This window comes from Kurthia populi (genome assembly GCF_042686175.1).
GTDB lineage: Bacteria > Bacillota > Bacilli > Bacillales_A > Planococcaceae > Kurthia > Kurthia populi.
The window spans coordinates 44,137-62,183 of record NZ_JBHUOR010000136.1 but is presented as its reverse complement, the minus strand read 5'-3'; the positions used below and the strand labels follow the sequence as shown (position 1 = coordinate 62,183).

Genomic DNA, 18,047 nt, shown 5'->3' with positions numbered 1-18,047 from the left:
AAAGTGAAGCCGCTGTTTCGAGCAACTGGAAACAAGCAAGCACTGTTCGTAGGAATCTCCCACTTCAAGCAACGTTCCAAGAACGGCTAAGTGGGGGTAGTTCAATACACTTTCTTTTTACGCTTCATTGCACGAATACGATCTTTCGTTTCCTTCGATACACGAAGCGACTCTGTAATTTTCGATAAAGCCTTATTATACGTCCAGTCATCCAATGTATTCTGATGTAAATATGGCATCGTTTCAATCGGTTTTCGAATAAAGAACATGGACACTGACCATGCGACACCCATACGAACATAATAATCATCATGCTTCAGCGTATCTAATAGCGCTAAACTTTTTTCGGTGTAGTCGTCATTAATATAATAATTGAGCATCATCACCGCTGCAAAACGTTGATCATACGCTTGATCACTTGCGGCATACTTTTCCACAAGTACCCAGTAAAGCGCTTGATTTTTTTTTGCATCTTTTAGTGCTGAGCAAAAGCCATCACATACCGACCAATTGCGGATTTTTGGAATAAATGCCTCCACATAAGGAATACGTTCCTCTGCAGGCATTTTCATCATGCCAATAACAAAGCCTTCTAGCTGTGTTTCTTCAAAATAGCGATTTTCTACTTCTGCTAAAAAAGTAAGCGGCTCATCTTTTATAATTTCTTTTGCTAGCTGGCGAAGCACAGGAATACGCACACCTAAAATATCTGGCTCATTCGGAATTAATTTTTTTGTAAATTCTCGGTAAGATGGCTCTTGCACTGCCTTTAGACGTTCATGAATCGACATCGTTCATCTCTCCTTCGTCCATTCATTATACGGTGAAACTAAAAAAAACGCGATGCTTGTTGCACCGCGTGAATAATCTATAATTATGATTGTGCAATCCAAACTTTTCGGTCAACCACATCACGATACGGCATAATCCACTCAAAATGCTCTGCTAAGTATTTCATTCCCGTATAAGTAATTTCTGCTTTTTTCAAATCTAAGCCGCCCTCTGGAGCTAAATGTACGTTGCTAATATAGCCATCTTTTTGTAGCTGATATACAAAATGTTGAAATTTTGCAACGTCAACACCATAATCAGCAGCACAAATTTTTGTGTTTTTGCGCTCTAATTCTTTAATAAAACTATATTGTAAACGTTCTAAATTCATAAAAATCCCTCCATACCAATTACTCATTTAAGTCGGGTATACGAATCATTTCATATCTCGGCTTTGTTTATCTTTTCCCAAAACAAATAAATCTAAAACCAATATGTACACATTTTTGACACATTTATGCTTCTTTTATATAGTGAAAACAGAAGGGGCAGGGTCTATGAATGGGTTACTCTGGGGTATTTTTTATTATCATAGCTTATTTCTACTATTCTTTTTAACAAAAAGCTTTTATCTCATACCGAATGGCTATGTGTGGGATTTTTGGGGTATTACTGCTTCATTTTTAGCTTTCGGCGTTAGTCTTTACGTATTTATTAAAGGCAAGCGTTCGTTTTTAGTTTTATGGTTACTCTTTGCTGGATTTATTACAACATTGTATTTCATTATTGGTTTATCTATCGGTTCGATTTAATCGTATGAAAAAAGCAAGTAACATGCCCCCACATGTTACCTGCTTTTCATCATTATATTTGTTTCAAACGCTCAATCTTTTGCTGGCATTCATTAATATGACGCTTTAATGTCGCCGCATCTACACGCATCTCTTCTAATAACAGTTGCAACTCAATATAAATGGTTTTTGCTTCCGCATTCATTTGTTGCTCTTCAAGACTAAATTCTTTTAAATCTTGCTCATAGCCTGCAATGCTTTGCTCATAATCAGACAAGCGCTTCATATGTAGATTGATTGCATTTTCATAATTTTGTAATACGCACGTTAAATAAACATCATTTGCACTAAATTCCATCGTAGCTTCACCCTCTGATTTTCTCTATTCCAACAGTCCCACATACCCTATTTACTTACCTATAAACTAAATTCAATATTTTTTAAAACCAACGTATTCACTTTGTATTGAATATAACAAATTCCTGTCATTTGTACAACGCTGAATATCCATTCTAAAGTCGCATTATTTTAAAATATAAGAGGTTATTTTTAATAAATTATTATTATAATTGTCTTATTTTTTCTATCCATATTATTATCAATGATTTTTTAATAGAAATAATTTGACACGAAAAATAACTTTATGCTATCATTAAAAATTTGATAAAATTACGTTTAAATGTTATTATGAAATAGATGACTATAAACGGAGGTGGATTCGATGTTTCAAATTGGTGAAAACATTATTTATCCAATGCAAGGTGCGGGTACAATAAAAGCAGTAGAAGAAAAAGAAATATCAGGACAAAAACAATTATATTATGTTATTGAAATGGCTATCAGTAATATGCAAATTACAATACCTAAAGATAAAATACTAAGTTCAAATATCCGTCCCGTTACAGATATTGTAGAATTAAATCATATTATCCAAGTATTTCAGCACGAGCAGTCTGAAGAAGTACTACCATGGAAACAACGCTATACATTAAATACAACTAAAGTAAAAACTGGTAGTATGCAAGATTGTGCTGAAGTTGTACGCGACTTAAGCCGTTTAAAAAAAGAAAAAGCATTAAATACAAGTGAAAAAGAAATGCTAGATCATGCACAGAAATTTTTACGTAGTGAACTAAAATTAATCAAAGGCATTACAGAAGATCAACTAAATATTTTTAGTTAATTTAATTTTTTTATAGATGTATTAATATAGTAGACAAATGTAATATTTTCCTTTATACTATATTTAATAAGAAATTTACAAGATAATAATTAATTCACCTATTACAAAGCGTACTAGTGATTGATTTAGTATTTTTTGTAATATGTGAATTTTTTCTTTTTGAGGAATTATAATCTTATTAAATATAATTAAATGGAGGTCATTTAAATGACACAAGGTACAGTAAAATGGTTTAACGCAGACAAAGGTTTCGGTTTCATCGAAGTTGAAGGCGGTTCTGACGTATTCGCTCACTTCTCAGCTATCCAAGGCGAAGGTTTCAAATCTTTAGAAGAAGGTCAAAAAGTAGAATTCGACGTAGAAGAAGGCCAACGCGGACCTCAAGCTGCTAACATCGTAAAACTTTAATTTTTAGTTAACGATTTCAAAAGCATCCTGTTTACAGGGTGCTTTTTTTATATAACTTTATCGTGAAATATAGTACTACTAGCAAAAAACATTTAAAAGATATAAGCTACCTAACTTCTTTACTACCAGCCTACTCTTTTTCCTCGTCAAAAAAACACCTTCAACTCATTCTATTCATTATTACGGTACACAACCTGTAATATAGAAAAAATTGAAAGTGCTTCATATAGTAATGTCTTATTTGATTTGGAATGTCCTTGACAAGAATCGAACTTGCGACCTACTCCTTAGGAGGGAGTTGCTCTATCCTACTGAGCTACAAGGACGTAAAATTACGTCTTCTATTATAGCATTATTTCACAAAAATAAAAAGGCATGCAAAAAAAACAGAAATCGTCAACACAATTTCTGTTTTTATTTCATTATTTTAATTTCACACGCTGTAATCTCAGTGCATTTAATACAACCGATACAGAACTAAATGCCATTGCCGCACCTGCTACCCATGGTGCTAATAATCCAAGTGCCGCAATTGGAATACCTAATGTATTATAGCCAAATGCCCAAAATAAATTTTGTTTGATGTTTGTCATTGTTTTTTTACTCATCAAGATGGCATCTGCAATACTATTTAGATCCCCGCGAATTAATGTAATATCGGCCGCTTCCATTGCAATATCTGTTCCCGTACCAATCGCCATACCAATCGTTGCCGTTGCAAGGGCCGGCGCGTCATTGATACCATCGCCTACCATTGCTACTTTTTTGCCTTGCTGTTGTAATTTTTCAATTTCATTTGCTTTGCCTTCTGGTAAAACACCTGCAATTACTTGCTTAATACCAACCTCACCCGCAATCGCTTGTGCAGTTGCTTCATTATCACCTGTCATCATAATCACATCGAGACCCATTTGATGTAATCGCGCTACCGCTTCTTTTGACGTATCTTTTACAGTATCTGCTACAGCAATCAAGCCAGCATATTCACCATCAATTGCCACAAGCATAGCCGTTTTCCCTTGCTTTTCAAACGCTTGCTTTTGCGAAAGTGAAGATGATACATCAATGCCATATTGAGCCATTAATTTATCTGTCCCCACAATTGTCGCTTTCGCATTAATTGTTGACTGCACACCGTATCCTGGTACCGCTTCAAAATATTGTGTCTCATATAACGAGATGCCGCGCTCCTTCACACCATTCACAATGGCTTGTGCTAAAGGATGCTCTGACTTTCGTTCGGCACTTGCCACATATGCTAAAAATTCTGCTTCAGGTAATGTTGTCACCACATCTGTTAAAACTGGCTCCCCATTTGTGACAGTACCCGTTTTATCAACGACGACCGTATCAATTGCTCCCGTTTGCTCGAGATATTCGCCACCTTTGAATAAAATACCATATTCAGCAGCACGTCCAGAACCAGCCATAATCGATGTTGGTGTTGCTAGACCGAGCGCACATGGACAAGCAATAACAAGTACCGCAATTAATACTTCTAATGCTTGCACAAAATCACCTGGCTGTACAAATAAATACCATACGATAAAGGTGATGACCGCAATGCCGACAACAATCGGTACAAAAATACCTGAAATTTTATCAGCTAGACGTTGGATTGGTGCTTTTGTACCTTGTGCATCTTCAACGACTTTAATGATTTGTGCGAGTGCTGTATCACGTCCAACTTTCGTTGCGGTCATTTTAATCGCACCATTTTTATTAATTGTGGCGCCAAATAACTCGTCGCCCTGTGTTTTATCAACTGGCATACTTTCACCTGTTAACATCGATTCATCAATCGTAGTATGTCCCTCGAGCACCTGCCCATCTACAGGAATTTTTTCACCTGGTCGCACGATAATTGTATCGCCAACAACAACTTCTTCTAATGGAATCTCAAGTTCTTCGCCTTGTCGGACAACAATCGCTGTTTTCGCTTGTAGTCCCATCAATTTTTTGATTGCTTCAGATGAGCGACCTTTTGCCTTTGCTTCAAATAATTTACCAAGCAGAATTAATGTAATTAATACTGCACTCGTTTCAAAATACAAATGCGGCATATGATTTCCATGCATCGTTAGCACCTCATACACACTATAGAAATACGCAGCGGATGTCCCAAGCACGACAAGCACATCCATATTCGCACTACCATTTCGAAGTGCTTTATATGCCCCTACATAAAATTGATAGCCAATCGCAAATTGAACAATGGTTGCTAACACAAATTGAAACCACGGATTTATAAATAAATCAGGTACGTACATCCATTGTGTAAAGGAGAAATGCCCTACCATCGTCCAAAGAAGTGGTAATGATAGTATTGCTGCCGCGATAAATTTCCATTGTTGCTTTTTAATTGCTTGCTCTCGGTAATCAACAGCTGCCTCATCTTGGTGTTTATGCGCACCGTAACCAATTTTTTCAACGCGCGCAATAATATCTGCAGTAGACACTTTACTTGGATTAAACTCTACCGTTGCCCGTTCAAGTGCCAAATTGACATTTGCTACTGATATACCATCCATTTTATTTAGTACCTTTTCGATACGTGCCGAGCAAGCTGCACATGTCATGCCGGTAATATCAAACTCTTGCTTTTCTTTGACGACGCCATAACCAAGCGCCTCAATTTTTTTCTCAAAAGCTTCTTCTGTTATTTTTTCTGGATCATAATGGACGGTTGAACGTTCAATCGCTAGATTTACATTCGCATCTTCCACACCATCTAATTTTTTTAAACCTTTTTCAATCCGCGTAGCACAGGCTGCACACGTCATACCTGATATTTGAAGATTACTTTCTTTTAGTTGTTGTGTCATTTCTTCCACCTTCCTCATACCTATAAGGGGTATATAATTTTGAAAATAAAAAGGAGAGGACATTCCACTCTCCTATCTTATTTAAACAACATCATAACCTTGGTCGTCGATTGTTTCTTTAATTGTATCTAATGTAACGGCTGCTGAATCAAATGCGATAGCTACTTGACCCGCTTCTAAATTAACGTTTACTGAATCTACACCGTTTAATTCCCCTACGCTACTTTCTACTGCTTTCACGCAATGTCCACATGACATACCTTGTACATTTAATGTTACATTTTCCATTTGAATTGCCTCCTATTTTCGCATTAATTTTTGGAATGTTACGAGTAACTCATCCAATACTTCGTCATCGCCTTCATTTAAGCGATCAACCACACAACCTTTTAAATGACCTTCGAGTAAAATTTTAGCCACACTGTTTAAAGCTGATTGGGTTGCTGCAAGTTGTGTTATTACATCATCACAATACGTATCTTCTTCAATCATGCGTTTGATTCCTCTGATTTGACCTTCCGCACGATTCAAGCGGACCGTTAAATCTTTTTTTACTTTTTCCGGATGGTGGCTTTTTCGACATGATATCATTTCAGGTTCCATGCGCCTCATCCTCCTTCTGTTATTTACACCTTCAGTCTACCATACCTAAAGGGGGTATGTAAATTATTAAGATTTTATAATTTTTCAATTAATATATCTATACCTTATATAGGTATATTAAAAAATATTATAATTTATCCATAAAAAATAATATAAATGCTAAAAAAACAAGTTTTTATAACTTTATATTTTTATAATTATTACTTCATATACCCCTGTATAGTATTTATAAATTCACCGGTAATCCAGATACATACAATTTTTTAGCATCCTTGTTTTTACTTAATGCTCGAATTACTCCCTCATTTGGCTCTGCATAAACTGTTTTATCATCCCATTCACCAAGCGCTGAATTCACAGTAAAAGCCAACTGCTCACGTTCAAGTGAAAACTGTGCATCAACACCTTGTTTATTTCCCCGTGCATCAACTCGTATCCAGCGATTTTCTAAATAAATTGCATTTAGGCCATGTAAACAATAGCCCTGCTCCGGTGTTTCAAATAGCAGTAATTTTTGATAGCAAAAGCCTGTGGGTATTCCTTGCGAACGTAATATCGCTGCTAGTAAATGTGATTTTGCATAGCAAAAGCCTTCCTTATACACGAAAACATCTGATGCGCAGCAAGTGACACGATTCGATTGAATATCCCATGTATGCGCAATGCTATCACGTACATATACAAAGGCCTTCTGTGCTTTTTGTACATCACTATCCTCTTGATGAAATAACTGTGCTACAAGTTGCTGAATTACGGGTGCATCATAATCAATAATGGCTGTTGCCTCTAAAAATTCTTTCATTTCACTTCCCCCTTTTTGTCAGTATAGCGTATTGACAAACATTGGTTTATCTCTTATGATTAAAAACGTTCTACAAAATAGTTAATCTTGTTAACTACTTTTTTATGAGGTGACAATATGCATATGTTTCAGACGCTCTATCATGAGCTTGTTTTAACGAACCGCACATTTGAGGCACAATTAAATGCTATTTTACAACAACAAGGCATTCATCGCTCAGATTGGTCCGTTCTTTATTATTTAATTCTGGATGATCAATTAACATCCGTCGAAATCGCTAAATTATTAGGGATTGAAAAACCCAATGTGACACGTATTATGAAAAACTTAGTGTCGATAGGCTATGCACGTGTTGAGCCTTCTCATGAAGATAAGCGCAAAAAGCGATTACTCATCACAGATGAAGGGCGCAAGATGTATGCTGAAGTTCGTACATATGTCGACCGATTTGAAATGGAATCAATGACAGGTATTGATGCTGAACAGCAACAAATGTTTATTGAGACATTAAATCAAATTCAACAAAATTTAATAAAGAGAGCCGGGGATAAATAGTGAGTCATACAAAAGACAAGCTATGGACGAAGGATTTTATTATCGTTTCACTAATGAATTTCATCGTCATTTTAATTTTCTATTTACTAATGGTGACCATTGCATCATTCGCTAAAAATGAATATGATGCCACCACAAGTCAAGCAGGTCTTGCTACAGGAATTTATATTGTCGGGACATTAGTCGGCCGTTTGTTTGCAGGACGCGTCATTAACAATGTCGGTGCACGAAAAATTATGATGATTGGCTTAGCAGCATTTATTATCACTACAGCACTTTATTTCGTCCATAGTGGTGGTATTACGATGCTTCTTATTTTCCGTTTAGTAAACGGCGTTGCCGCGGGTGTTGCCTCTACTGCCACAAGCACAATCATTGCACAAATTATTCCTTCTGCACGTAAAGCGGAGGGCATTGGCTACTTTAGTATGAGTACAACACTTGGTACAGCTATCGGTCCTTTTTTAGGCATTATGCTTGGGCGCCTTGTGTCCTATAATACGATTTTCTTATTCTGCGTTATTTTAGCAGCTCTTGCTTTTATTATTGGTTTAACAGTTCGTGTACAAAAAGCATCGGTATTACAACCAGCTGCTGATGCACCTAAAGTGAAATTCAGTTTAAAACAATATATTGAACCTAATGCGATTCCAATTGCCATTATTACGTTTTTAATGTCGCTTGGATACGCCGCCATTTTATCCTTTATTAGTTTCTTTGCAGAAGAGCGTGACTTAGTAGCAGCGGCAAGTTTCTTCTTCTTAGTTTATGCTGTAGCTATTTTAGTTACACGTCCATTTAGTGGTCGCCTGATGGACACCAAAGGCTCAAATGCTATTATGGTTCCTTGCTTCATTTTATTTGCAGCAGGACTTGCCATTCTTAGTGTGACACATTCTGGATTTCTATTATTATTAGCCGCCGTTATTATTGGGGCTGGTTATGGTAACTTACAGTCTGGTGCACAAGCGATTGCACTTAAAGTAACACCAGGTGCACGCGCTGGACTTGCAACTTCAACATTCTTTATCGCACTCGATGCCGGCCTTGGCTTTGGACCATACATTCTTGGTTTTGTCGAACCAATCGTTGGCTTTGGTACATTGTATATTGGCTTAGCAGTATTAATTCTCGTTACACTTGTGCTGTATATGTTGCTGCATGGTCGCAAAGATAAAGAATTAACAGCACAAGCACATTAACTAAACATATCAAAATAAAAAGAGGCTGGGACATACGTATAAAAACAACCTCTCCTATGAGCATAAGAAAAACCGGAACCGCGCGGTGGCGCGGTTCCGGTTTTTCGTTGCGAACGCTAAAAAAGAAAATAACGTGTTTTGTCCCAACCTCTTTTTCATATTATCTATCTTTATTAAAATTCTACTATATCTTGTAAGGGATTGACGATCTAAGTATATTTTATAAAGTCATCGGGTAATAAGATTAGATAATCTATTTTAATGAGGTGAGCGCATATGTTAGACAAAGTAAAAATTATTCAAGCTCCTATGTCTGGGGTTACAACACCAAATTTTGTTGCTGCTTCATGTGAGGCAGGGGCTTTAGGTTTTATTGCCGGAGGATATGCTACAAAATCCGAATTAAAACTAGCTATTCAAGAGATACGTATGAAAACAGTCAAACCTTTTGGCGTTAATTTATTTGTACAAAATCCCCCTTTATTATCTAAAGAAGTATTCACAAATGCCTGCGAAGCTTTGCAATCTGATTATACTAAACTAAATCTTACTGCTTCCCCTAATTTACATTTTGAAAATCACTTCAATGAACAAATTCAAGCTGTCATAGAAGAAGATGTGAAAATTATTTCCTTTACTTTTGGTCTGCCAAATCAAACTATCATTGATAAATTAAAAAAACAGCATGTATTTTTAATTGGTATGGCTACAACCAAAAATGAAGCGCTAGCCATTGCGCACGCTGGCTTTGATGCGATTGTTTTACAAGGTAGTGAAGCAGGTGGGCATAGAGGTACTTTCCAAATGCCTTTTGATTATGTTCCTCTACATCAACTTATCAGAGAAACACGACCATTAGTAACACTTCCACTCATTGCTGCTGGCGGCTTAATGACAGCAACTCAAATTCAAGAAGTATTAAACATCGGTGCAGATACCGTACAAATAGGAACTGCACTACTTGTTGCTAAAGAATGTGAAATTCCAATCGCTTATAAACAAGCCATTTTGAATTCCACAGAGCATAGCACAACATTTATTACAGCGTATACAGGAAAACCAGCGCGTGGGCTACCTACCGCATTCACAAATCGTATAGCAGAAAACTGTATTGCACCTTACCCTTATCAATATTTACTAACGCGAGACATTTTAAAAGCAAATCAGACATTGAAAAATCCTGATTATTTTTTTTATTTAATGGGTGAGCATAGCCATCAAGCAAGAGAAGGTAGCATCCAAGAAATTATGTCTTCTCTACAAATTTTATAGTAGCCACATCTCTATTGCCCGTAAACAGCTGGGACATTAGAGATGTTCTTTTTATTATACAGTCCTATTTCTATTTTGATAAAAATACCATAGCAAGTATACATACCGTATAACAATTCTTTTACTAACATTAAAAATCATTATTTTTTTATGAATTTACACTTAAAAAACCGTGATAATCATTGGTCTATTCTCGTCTCCATAACTCGTATACTGTATTAAAACTATGATGGAGGCGAAGTAGATGCAACAAACAATCGAAAAAATAACAACTACTAAAACAATGTGGCATATATTACCCTATATTTTACTGCTGTATATTATTTCATATCTCGACCGTGTTAATTTAGGATTTGCGGCGCTTGAAATGAACTACAAGGAGAAATTGTCGAACTATATGAACCACTTGATGGCTTTGCAATTGGTGACAAGGTTATCGTTCGTTCAAGTGGTGGTGGCTATGCTACGCATATAGCAGCTAATAATAAAAATGTCTTTAAAATCCCTGAAGATATGCCACTGGACTTCGCAGGAAGCTTTTCAGCTACAGCCTCAACTGCTTATTGGGGCTTACATGGTGGTTTTTATCCACTAAAAGATGGCGATACAATTGCTATTGTTGGTGCCTCTAGTAGCGTTGGTAGCTTCTTAGTTCAACTTGCACAAGAATGGGATGTTAAGATCATTGCTGTAGCTAGTAAAAAAATGAAGCGCGCTTAAAAGAGCTTGGCGCTGATATGTTCGTCGATTATCGTGACCCTGAAGCTATTGAGCAACATGGAAAAACGGCAGATTTCGTATTAGATGCTTCATTATTTAACGCTGGTGAGCATGCTGCATTAATATTAGCGAAAGAAAATGCGACCTATGTTGGCATGACGACTTTACCAGACAATTCATACCGCCCAGATGTAAAATGTGTTTTCCTATCACGTACACCAGCGATGATAAATGATATTGTCATTCCTTATTTATTTGATTTCTATGAAAAACATGGTTTAGCTGACCAAATTGCATACACACTTCCATTTACAGTTGATGGTGTAAAAGAGGCACATCGCTTACTTGAAGGTACACGTAATAGTGGGAAAATAATTTTTAAAGTTTAAACTTGCATATGTTTACTCAACCATCTTTTTCCGGTATACAACTGGAGAAAGGTGGTTTCTTTATTAATGTTCATGCTTTTTAAGCCAAATACTTTCTATTCCTATTAAAAAACACTTTCAAAGCATTTATCTCCTTGAAAGTGTCTCAATTTTTTAAGATATTCTAGTAAAAACATGCTTTTTATTACAGTGCTTGTTTATTAGGCGCTTTTTTATATTGCCAATAATTGAAGCCTAATACAAGAAGTGACATAGGGATGGCGTATAGTTGTACAACAAAAAACTTCCAAGACCATATTGAATATCCTTGAATTATTAGTAGTGCTAGCCCTATAACACAAATTAAAGCATACATCAAAATCGAAGCAAGCCATCCTTTCATTGCAAAACCTTCTTTCTATTGTCGTTCACGCAGTACTTGCTTTAAAATTTTACCAGATGCATTGCGCGGTAAAATATCAATGCGCTCGTAACGGCGAGGCACTTTATAGGTTGCTAAAAATTCATTCGCAAAATTTCCTAATGTTTCGCCGTCAATGCCTTCATCACTTACATAATAAGCTTTCACAATCTCACCAAATTCAGGATGTGGCACACCTATGACAGCTGTTTCATGAACACCATCAATACGATTTAATAATTCCTCCGTTTCGCGAGGATAAACAATTTGTCCACCTGTAATAATAATGTCTTTCGTACGATCAACGAGCCATATAAAACCATTCTCATCGCGCTTCGCTAGGTCACCCGTACGCACCCACCCTTGTTGCAATACTGCTTGTGTCTCTAATGGATTATCAATATACCCTTGCATCACACCTTCACCAGCAACCCAAATTTCACCAATCTCATCCGTAGCCGCTTCTTCCCCAAGATTATTTACAATGCGCATTTCTGTACCAAACATCGCCCGCTTCCCAATACTTCCAGCTCCTTTATCATGCTCTTCAGGTAATAGAATGGAACCACTAGGTCCTGTTTCTGTCAAACCATATACACAAACTAACCGTTGTGTGCCAAGTGCCTCTGAAACGAGCTCCACTTCTGCTTTTGACATCGGTGCTCCGCCATACGCCCACCAAATCATCGTCGAAATATCTGTATAGCGTAGCTGCTCAGAACGAGCTAAGACATGATAGGTCAGCGGTGTCCCAAAGAAATGAGTTGTCCGCTCATGCTGAATGATTTCAAGCATCGAATCATTTGAATACTCTAGTGCTGTTACAACCGTAGCACCAACTAGTATTGCACCAAGGAAAAACATATGCAGCGGTGCCGAGTGACTCATTGATAATAAAACAAGTACCTTACTCTCAGGCTTTAACTCAAATTCAATTACTGCCATATTAGCAACAGATAAAATATTACGATAGTTAAAAAGCACACCCTTTGGTTCACTTGTTGTACCAGATGTGTACATAATTGCTGCTAAATCATCTTCTTTTAGCGATAGTTCAAACGGTGTTTTTTCTTTATGATGAGACATTAAATAACGCATACTCAAAAAATTTCCTGCCTCATCTCCTGTTTTTAAACAAATGACATTATTAATCTCTCCCACAATTGGGTATAGTACATCATGAACGATAAGAGCTTTTGCTTTACTATGCGCCAAAATATGCTCGATTTCATATTTCGTTGAATGGGCACTGACTGGTATGACAATACCTCCAACGCGTTGAATCGCAAAATAACTTATCGCAAATTCAATTGAATTTGGCATTAACAGGACAACAGGATCACGATAGCCGATTTCTAATTCATGTAAACTATGTGCTAAATTTTCTACATAGCCGTTTAATTCGGCATACGTGAGGCGATGCTCCTCGCAGACAATCGCTTCTCGCGTCGCAAATTTTCTCGCATTTCGTGCTAAAAGTTCCGAAGTATTCACAAATATCCTCTCCTTTTAAGCCGGTATGCTATTATTTACCCGAATATTCTATTAGTTATTCGATGTATTTCTCTGTATAATGAAGCCAATAAGGGGGTTGTTTAGAATGACTATTCGTTTAGCTACGGTAGGCGATGCACCTGAAATGCTCGCGCTACACCGAAAAATATTAGAAGAGCCATATTATTTTGTCACACGATTAGAGGAATTTAATCGTTCACTTGAGCAACAAATTTTGTGGATTGAAGATAAACAAACAAATGAACGAGAAGTTATTTTTGTCGCAGAAGAAAATGAAAAAGTGGTCGGCTGGTTGTATTTCCAATCACCACGCCGCGTACTACTCCAACATACCGGCACCTTTTTTATGATGGTTGATGAAGACTATCGCCAACAAGGAATCGGTTCAAAACTATTAAAGCAATTACTCAAATGGGCAAGAGAAAATCCATTAATTGAAAAAGTTTCACTTAGTGTATTTTCAATCAATGAACCAGCTATTGAACTGTATAAAAAAGCTGGCTTTGTCGTAGAAGGTCGTAAAGTAAAAGAGTTCAAAATTGACGATGATCAGTATATTGATGATATTTTGATGTATAAATTTGTCTAAAAAAAGGAGGCCTCGCTTGAAGCGAGAAACCTCCTTTTTTATTTCTTCTTATTTCCATTATGTTTGCCATTATCTTTAGGTGTTGTAAATGTCCATAATGGGGAGCGTGTTGTGCCTTCAAATTCATCCCGTACAACCGCATACCAACTGTAAGTAGACTTCATTTCTAACTTATCCCATAAAACATTTGCTGTTTCACCACTTTTAACATCATCTACATGCCCAATTGAGTCATTCGTATACACTTCTACAGATATTGCATCTGTTGATACTTCTTTTTCTTTCGGTGCAATGTCTGCATCTATCACAAATTCATCTTTTGCTGGATATTCTGTTGGGTCATAGAAATTATATTTATCTAAATAAGGTGAGTATGTTTTCATTTGAATTTGATTATTAATAGGATTCATCTGCATAAGGCGCATATATCCTTGTCCACCTTCTGGACCACCTTGATAATCTGCAAGCATTTGATGCACCCGTCTATCGGGTTTTCCATCTCCATCATCGTCTATGACATCTGTTAACGTTTCTGCATCATGATAATGTCCTGATAATACAGCTAGTACATTTTTATTTGGTTTAACAACCTCTTCAAAAATATCATTTCCAATAGGACTACGCTGTCCAGATACAAGTAAGTATTCGTGGAAGTTTAAAATTGCCTTACGCTCTGGATATTTTGCGAGTATTTTATTCATCCAAGCGATATCTTCCTGTGTGATGCCCCATCCCATATACAGCATGATAAAATCCTGTCCCTTTTCGCTAATTAAATCATAATGCCCTCGATTATCTTTGTAGGATTCACCGTAAGACGCATTATCTTCAAATCGAGCAGCACCGAAAAATCGACTATATTCACTATAATCCTCATCTTTATGATTTACATCATGATTCCCTGCTAATACACCATATGGCATATCAGCATCATCTAACGTGTTCATAAATTTATCTGCATTTAACCATTGATAAGGTTCATAAGATTTATCAACTAAATCACCTGTGTGAAACACATAACGTATATTCATGGCTTGACGATTATTCACAATCCATTTCGTCATCGTATCAAAAATTTGTGGATAGCTTTGAGAATAATACTGTGTATCACTCATCCACACAAAGGAATAATCAAATTGATTCGTTGATGCGATTTCATCCTGTACCATTACTTCAAGTTGATGATTTCGAATATATTCGTTCCCTTTTACAGTTGCATTAAGAGGAAAATTTTTCTCGTCATTAGCAATCTTCCATTGTTTTATTTCCCATTTTGATGTTTCATAATTCCATACATAGATTGATACTTTTCGTCCCAGAAGTGATTTCCCTTCCCAGTGAATATCAATTGAATCTTCTGCAGTAATGTTTCTATCCAAATTTACACTAAACCGATGATATGGATACTTTTCTGTGCTTTTCGTTGTTATATATTGTCCATCCGCTTTCGCAAGGGTCTCTACATTTTCAATTGTTTTTTCCTGTGCTGTAGTGATTGTCTCAGGCGGTTCCTTATCTGCATTATGTTCAAACGCCTCTACTCCTTCGTCCGTTGGTTTATATACATAGCCTCGCTTAAAATCTACTCGTAATCTATCTTTTGTTGGATCTGCTACCTCTACACTTAATTTTGCGGATTTTCCTCGTAATTCATGTGATAAATTTTCAGGTGAAAATGGGTGTTCTTCTACTGTGTTAAAATTGATTTTCTTAGTAGCAACATTTCCTACAGCATCTGTCGCTTTAATAATTAATTGATGCTCTCCACTCTTTAATTTTGCAGAAGATGTATCGTATGGAAGCGTAATTTTTTCTCCATCTAATGTAGCTTCAGGAACTTCTGTACCAATATTAGCATCTTCTATTTCTGCATCAATCGTGATAAGCCCCTTATATAGTTCACCTTCATTTAACGAAGTTGTAATGATAGGCGATGTATTATCTACAAGCACAGTGGCTTTTTCATTGTCTTTATTATTTTTTGCTTCGAATACATGTTCTCCATCTTTTACTGCTGTCGTATCTAAACGGTAAGCTTTCCCACTAAATTGACTTTTTGGAATAGTAAAGTTGAAATCAACATCTGGTTCCATCCCTGAACTATCTCCTACTTTTATTTCTCTTTTTGGATCTGTATACTTCTCATCACGTAAAATCTCACCATCGGGCATAACTAAACGAATATTTTTAACTGTATAATCATCTCGATTTTCACCTGCTTCGCCAAATGGCGATACCTTGTCCCCCGCATGAATTGAAATGGTTGTGGTCTCTCCAAGATTAAAATATGAGGGATCCACTGGTACAGTAATCGTTGCGTATTCATTGATAGTATCATCATAAATACGTAATACTTCTCTACCAATTGTCACTGCATTTTTAAAGTATAAATTTGTTTGATTGACATCTAACGCAAAATAAGCTTGATTCGTCAATACTCGTTCTACTTTAGTTGTTACATCTTGTCCGTCAAATGATAGCGTCGTTGGTTCATTGTCTTTTGAATGAAATGCTTTTAATAGTACTTCCTTTGATAGGAGCGATTGATTTTCAACATTTAATGATAGCCCTTCTTTTTCTTTTGGTAATTGATTTATAATTGTACGTGTAGAAGTTTGTATTGGATTAAACCCATCTGTTGCAGCAATATAGTATTCTACTTTTTCTTTTTGAATTAAATCAACTGCATAAATTGTATGACTAAAATAACCATCTGCACCTCGTTTTAAATTTACAGAATGATAGTTACCATCATTCATCCGATAGTATAAACGTGCCGAGCGTAGTTGTCGCTCATCTTGTATATCAAATTTTAGCTGAATATCCTTCTGATCTGTTACTTCCGTCAATCCTGATATATCTTTTACAACAGGTGCTTTAGTATCTCCTGATAAATCGACTTTTTCAGTCGGAACTTGAAAATCACTTACTTTACCTGGATTTCCTTTCACTGTCTTTGCGCTATGCTTACGCATAACCAAACCTTCTTCTGGATATTGATACTGAATTCCCATATCCTTCGCAACATCATTTATCTCAGTTGGATCTTGTGTATTGTTTGTTAATTTTTCATTATAAGATGCAATAACAATATCTTCATTTGCATTTGTAGAGATTGTCAATTGACGGTATTCTGAATTCGTCATGCCAGAATGATACACGCGCACTAAATGATTCTCATCCACATTAGAGTCATAATTTTTGTTAAAGTCCGCAAGTTTTTTATGATTATTTTTCCCATTCATAATCCAGTAAATCATCGTTTCACCTGGAGCTAATGGTAAATTACGATTTTCATTCTCATCTCCCCAAAATAAATCAGCTTTTGGCCCCTTTGTTGGATAACGATAATGAATTTTATAATCTTTTAAATCAATTGTTTGGTTTGAATTATTGTACACCTCAATAAATTCATAACCATCTGAACCGTCTACATTTGTTGAGTCAGGTACAACTTCTGTCAATAATAGCGGTGGTAAGTGTTTTGATTCGTATTTGGGTAATTCCACCGTAACATCTTGTGGTACCGTTTCCTCTATGATTTCACCATCTGTTGCTGAAATCATATATGTAAAATTTTCCTGCAATTCATATGGGGCTAGACTTGTATGATACTGCCCCTCCTTTAATTGCATCGGCTTTTCACTCCACGCTTCTGCTCCCTTCTGCGCTTTATATAATAGAGTCATTTTTTGAAGTGGAACATCTCCTTTAAAATCAGCTGTAATTGACAACTCTTTTTTAGCATCCGCAGTTGAAATTGCTTGATGTTTAATCATTAAATTTTTATTTATTTTAGCTTCTGACGCCGTTGCCACTCCGTAGATAGGTGAATAAGGTACGATTGTTGTAGTAAGTAATGTTGCGACAACTACGTTAGACATCCATGTTCTTTTCACATTAAAACCCTCCTCTTATACTCAATTGCACTCTAGTATAAAGTTTATTCTTTAATACTTTATTCATTTTTTGTAAATTTTTATTAAAAAATCCATTTTAGAGCACAAAAATAGGAATCATAT

The 18,047-nt window shown here is 36.2% G+C and carries 20 protein-coding genes and 1 tRNA gene; 10 read left to right on the top strand and 11 right to left on the bottom strand.

All coding sequences use genetic code 11. From position 1 onward, the window contains the following. Positions 1-101 precede the first annotated feature (101 nt). Positions 102-791 (bottom strand): DNA alkylation repair protein, encoded by a 690-nt coding sequence (locus tag ACFSY7_RS17355; protein ID WP_380148890.1) that lies wholly within the window; start codon positions 789-791, stop codon positions 102-104. Between the two features lie 83 nt (positions 792-874). After that, positions 875-1,162, bottom strand: a complete 288-nt coding sequence (locus tag ACFSY7_RS17350; protein WP_380148889.1) for a YjcQ family protein — start codon at positions 1,160-1,162, stop codon at positions 875-877. 166 nt (positions 1,163-1,328) lie between these two features. On the opposite strand from ACFSY7_RS17350, the gene ACFSY7_RS17345 reads away from it, so the two are divergent. Next, positions 1,329-1,583, top strand: a complete 255-nt coding sequence (locus tag ACFSY7_RS17345) for a hypothetical protein (RefSeq protein ID WP_380148888.1) — start codon at positions 1,329-1,331, stop codon at positions 1,581-1,583. Positions 1,584-1,635: 52 nt separating this feature from the next. Here the strand turns inward: ACFSY7_RS17345 and ACFSY7_RS17340 are convergent, their stop codons facing one another. Beyond that, positions 1,636-1,920 carry a hypothetical protein gene (locus tag ACFSY7_RS17340; protein WP_126991721.1) on the bottom strand — a complete coding sequence of 95 codons (285 nt, stop codon included), beginning with the start codon at positions 1,918-1,920 and terminating at the stop codon, positions 1,636-1,638. Positions 1,921-2,283: 363 nt separating this feature from the next. On the opposite strand from ACFSY7_RS17340, the gene ACFSY7_RS17335 reads away from it, so the two are divergent. Together ACFSY7_RS17335 and ACFSY7_RS17330 are read left to right on the top strand one after the other, a co-directional pair. Beyond that, positions 2,284-2,745: a CarD family transcriptional regulator gene (locus ACFSY7_RS17335; RefSeq protein WP_126991720.1), complete on the top strand. Its 462-nt coding sequence runs from the start codon at positions 2,284-2,286 to the stop codon at positions 2,743-2,745. Positions 2,746-2,952: 207 nt separating this feature from the next. Continuing rightward, a complete protein-coding gene (locus ACFSY7_RS17330) occupies positions 2,953-3,153 on the top strand; it encodes a cold-shock protein (protein ID WP_380148887.1) in 201 nt (66 codons plus the stop codon). Positions 3,154-3,405: 252 nt separating this feature from the next. On the opposite strand, the gene ACFSY7_RS17325 is transcribed toward ACFSY7_RS17330, so the two are convergent. From ACFSY7_RS17325 to ACFSY7_RS17305, 5 genes are all read right to left on the bottom strand, one after another. Continuing rightward, positions 3,406-3,479 (bottom strand) — tRNA-Arg (locus ACFSY7_RS17325). Between the two features lie 96 nt (positions 3,480-3,575). Further along, positions 3,576-5,978, bottom strand: coding sequence for a heavy metal translocating P-type ATPase (locus tag ACFSY7_RS17320; RefSeq protein WP_380148886.1), 2,403 nt, complete (start codon positions 5,976-5,978; stop codon positions 3,576-3,578). An 81-nt stretch (positions 5,979-6,059) separates the two neighbouring features. Then, complete coding sequence (gene copZ, locus ACFSY7_RS17315) at positions 6,060-6,266, bottom strand: copper chaperone CopZ (protein WP_139993031.1); 207 nt, start codon at positions 6,264-6,266, stop codon at positions 6,060-6,062. 12 nt (positions 6,267-6,278) lie between these two features. Continuing rightward, positions 6,279-6,581 carry a metal-sensitive transcriptional regulator gene (locus ACFSY7_RS17310; protein WP_126991716.1) on the bottom strand — a complete coding sequence of 101 codons (303 nt, stop codon included), beginning with the start codon at positions 6,579-6,581 and terminating at the stop codon, positions 6,279-6,281. Between the two features lie 226 nt (positions 6,582-6,807). Further along, on the bottom strand, positions 6,808-7,383 hold the full coding sequence (locus tag ACFSY7_RS17305; protein ID WP_380148885.1) for a transglutaminase-like domain-containing protein: 576 nt from the start codon (positions 7,381-7,383) through the stop codon (positions 6,808-6,810). A 117-nt stretch (positions 7,384-7,500) separates the two neighbouring features. On the opposite strand from ACFSY7_RS17305, the gene ACFSY7_RS17300 reads away from it, so the two are divergent. From ACFSY7_RS17300 to ACFSY7_RS17275, 6 genes are all read left to right on the top strand, one after another. Further along, positions 7,501-7,938, top strand: a complete 438-nt coding sequence (locus ACFSY7_RS17300) for a MarR family winged helix-turn-helix transcriptional regulator (protein WP_126991714.1) — start codon at positions 7,501-7,503, stop codon at positions 7,936-7,938. Then, positions 7,938-9,140: an MFS transporter gene (locus tag ACFSY7_RS17295; RefSeq protein ID WP_380148884.1), complete on the top strand. Its 1,203-nt coding sequence runs from the start codon at positions 7,938-7,940 to the stop codon at positions 9,138-9,140. Before ACFSY7_RS17300 ends, ACFSY7_RS17295 begins: the two co-directional genes overlap by 1 nt. A 276-nt stretch (positions 9,141-9,416) precedes the next feature. After that, positions 9,417-10,412: an NAD(P)H-dependent flavin oxidoreductase gene (locus tag ACFSY7_RS17290; RefSeq protein WP_380148883.1), complete on the top strand. Its 996-nt coding sequence runs from the start codon at positions 9,417-9,419 to the stop codon at positions 10,410-10,412. Positions 10,413-10,656: 244 nt separating this feature from the next. Then, positions 10,657-10,887, top strand: a complete 231-nt coding sequence (locus ACFSY7_RS17285; protein WP_233600622.1) for a hypothetical protein — start codon at positions 10,657-10,659, stop codon at positions 10,885-10,887. A 38-nt stretch (positions 10,888-10,925) separates the two neighbouring features. Then, entirely contained in the window at positions 10,926-11,132 is a 207-nt protein-coding gene (locus ACFSY7_RS17280) for a hypothetical protein (protein ID WP_380148882.1), read from the top strand. 17 nt (positions 11,133-11,149) lie between these two features. Further along, on the top strand, positions 11,150-11,521 hold the full coding sequence (locus tag ACFSY7_RS17275; protein WP_380148881.1) for a zinc-binding dehydrogenase: 372 nt from the start codon (positions 11,150-11,152) through the stop codon (positions 11,519-11,521). Between the two features lie 184 nt (positions 11,522-11,705). Here the strand turns inward: ACFSY7_RS17275 and ACFSY7_RS17270 are convergent, their stop codons facing one another. Together ACFSY7_RS17270 and ACFSY7_RS17265 are read right to left on the bottom strand one after the other, a co-directional pair. After that, positions 11,706-11,903 (bottom strand): DUF4017 family protein, encoded by a 198-nt coding sequence (locus tag ACFSY7_RS17270; protein WP_380148879.1) that lies wholly within the window; start codon positions 11,901-11,903, stop codon positions 11,706-11,708. A gap of 15 nt (positions 11,904-11,918) precedes the next feature. Next, entirely contained in the window at positions 11,919-13,415 is a 1,497-nt protein-coding gene (locus tag ACFSY7_RS17265) for a class I adenylate-forming enzyme family protein (RefSeq protein WP_380148878.1), read from the bottom strand. A gap of 106 nt (positions 13,416-13,521) precedes the next feature. On the opposite strand from ACFSY7_RS17265, the gene ACFSY7_RS17260 reads away from it, so the two are divergent. Next, the gene (locus ACFSY7_RS17260) at positions 13,522-14,025 is read left to right on the top strand and encodes a GNAT family N-acetyltransferase (protein WP_126991708.1); all 504 of its coding nucleotides are present in this window, start codon (positions 13,522-13,524) and stop codon (positions 14,023-14,025) included. A 38-nt stretch (positions 14,026-14,063) separates the two neighbouring features. Here the strand turns inward: ACFSY7_RS17260 and ACFSY7_RS17255 are convergent, their stop codons facing one another. Continuing rightward, positions 14,064-17,924, bottom strand: a complete 3,861-nt coding sequence (locus tag ACFSY7_RS17255) for a metallophosphoesterase (RefSeq protein WP_380148877.1) — start codon at positions 17,922-17,924, stop codon at positions 14,064-14,066. Positions 17,925-18,047: the final 123 nt, after the last annotated feature.

What these genes read in the sequence shown, in the direction of transcription:
- ACFSY7_RS17275 (WP_380148881.1), top strand. Translation starts at nt 11,150, where the DNA reads ATGTTCGTCGATTATCGTGACCCTGAAGCTATTGAGCAACATGGAAAA.
- ACFSY7_RS17285 (WP_233600622.1), top strand. Translation starts at nt 10,657, where the DNA reads ATGCAACAAACAATCGAAAAAATAACAACTACTAAAACAATGTGGCAT.
- ACFSY7_RS17290 (WP_380148883.1), top strand. Translation starts at nt 9,417, where the DNA reads ATGTTAGACAAAGTAAAAATTATTCAAGCTCCTATGTCTGGGGTTACA.
- ACFSY7_RS17280 (WP_380148882.1), top strand. Translation starts at nt 10,926, where the DNA reads ATGCCACTGGACTTCGCAGGAAGCTTTTCAGCTACAGCCTCAACTGCT.
- copZ (WP_139993031.1), bottom strand. Translation starts at nt 6,266, where the DNA reads ATGGAAAATGTAACATTAAATGTACAAGGTATGTCATGTGGACATTGC.
- ACFSY7_RS17340 (WP_126991721.1), bottom strand. Translation starts at nt 1,920, where the DNA reads ATGGAATTTAGTGCAAATGATGTTTATTTAACGTGCGTATTACAAAAT.
- ACFSY7_RS17350 (WP_380148889.1), bottom strand. Translation starts at nt 1,162, where the DNA reads ATGAATTTAGAACGTTTACAATATAGTTTTATTAAAGAATTAGAGCGC.
- ACFSY7_RS17355 (WP_380148890.1), bottom strand. Translation starts at nt 791, where the DNA reads ATGTCGATTCATGAACGTCTAAAGGCAGTGCAAGAGCCATCTTACCGA.
- ACFSY7_RS17260 (WP_126991708.1), top strand. Translation starts at nt 13,522, where the DNA reads ATGACTATTCGTTTAGCTACGGTAGGCGATGCACCTGAAATGCTCGCG.
- ACFSY7_RS17345 (WP_380148888.1), top strand. Translation starts at nt 1,329, where the DNA reads ATGAATGGGTTACTCTGGGGTATTTTTTATTATCATAGCTTATTTCTA.
- ACFSY7_RS17335 (WP_126991720.1), top strand. Translation starts at nt 2,284, where the DNA reads ATGTTTCAAATTGGTGAAAACATTATTTATCCAATGCAAGGTGCGGGT.
- ACFSY7_RS17305 (WP_380148885.1), bottom strand. Translation starts at nt 7,383, where the DNA reads ATGAAAGAATTTTTAGAGGCAACAGCCATTATTGATTATGATGCACCC.
- ACFSY7_RS17310 (WP_126991716.1), bottom strand. Translation starts at nt 6,581, where the DNA reads ATGGAACCTGAAATGATATCATGTCGAAAAAGCCACCATCCGGAAAAA.
- ACFSY7_RS17330 (WP_380148887.1), top strand. Translation starts at nt 2,953, where the DNA reads ATGACACAAGGTACAGTAAAATGGTTTAACGCAGACAAAGGTTTCGGT.
- ACFSY7_RS17320 (WP_380148886.1), bottom strand. Translation starts at nt 5,978, where the DNA reads ATGACACAACAACTAAAAGAAAGTAATCTTCAAATATCAGGTATGACG.
- ACFSY7_RS17270 (WP_380148879.1), bottom strand. Translation starts at nt 11,903, where the DNA reads ATGAAAGGATGGCTTGCTTCGATTTTGATGTATGCTTTAATTTGTGTT.
- ACFSY7_RS17300 (WP_126991714.1), top strand. Translation starts at nt 7,501, where the DNA reads ATGCATATGTTTCAGACGCTCTATCATGAGCTTGTTTTAACGAACCGC.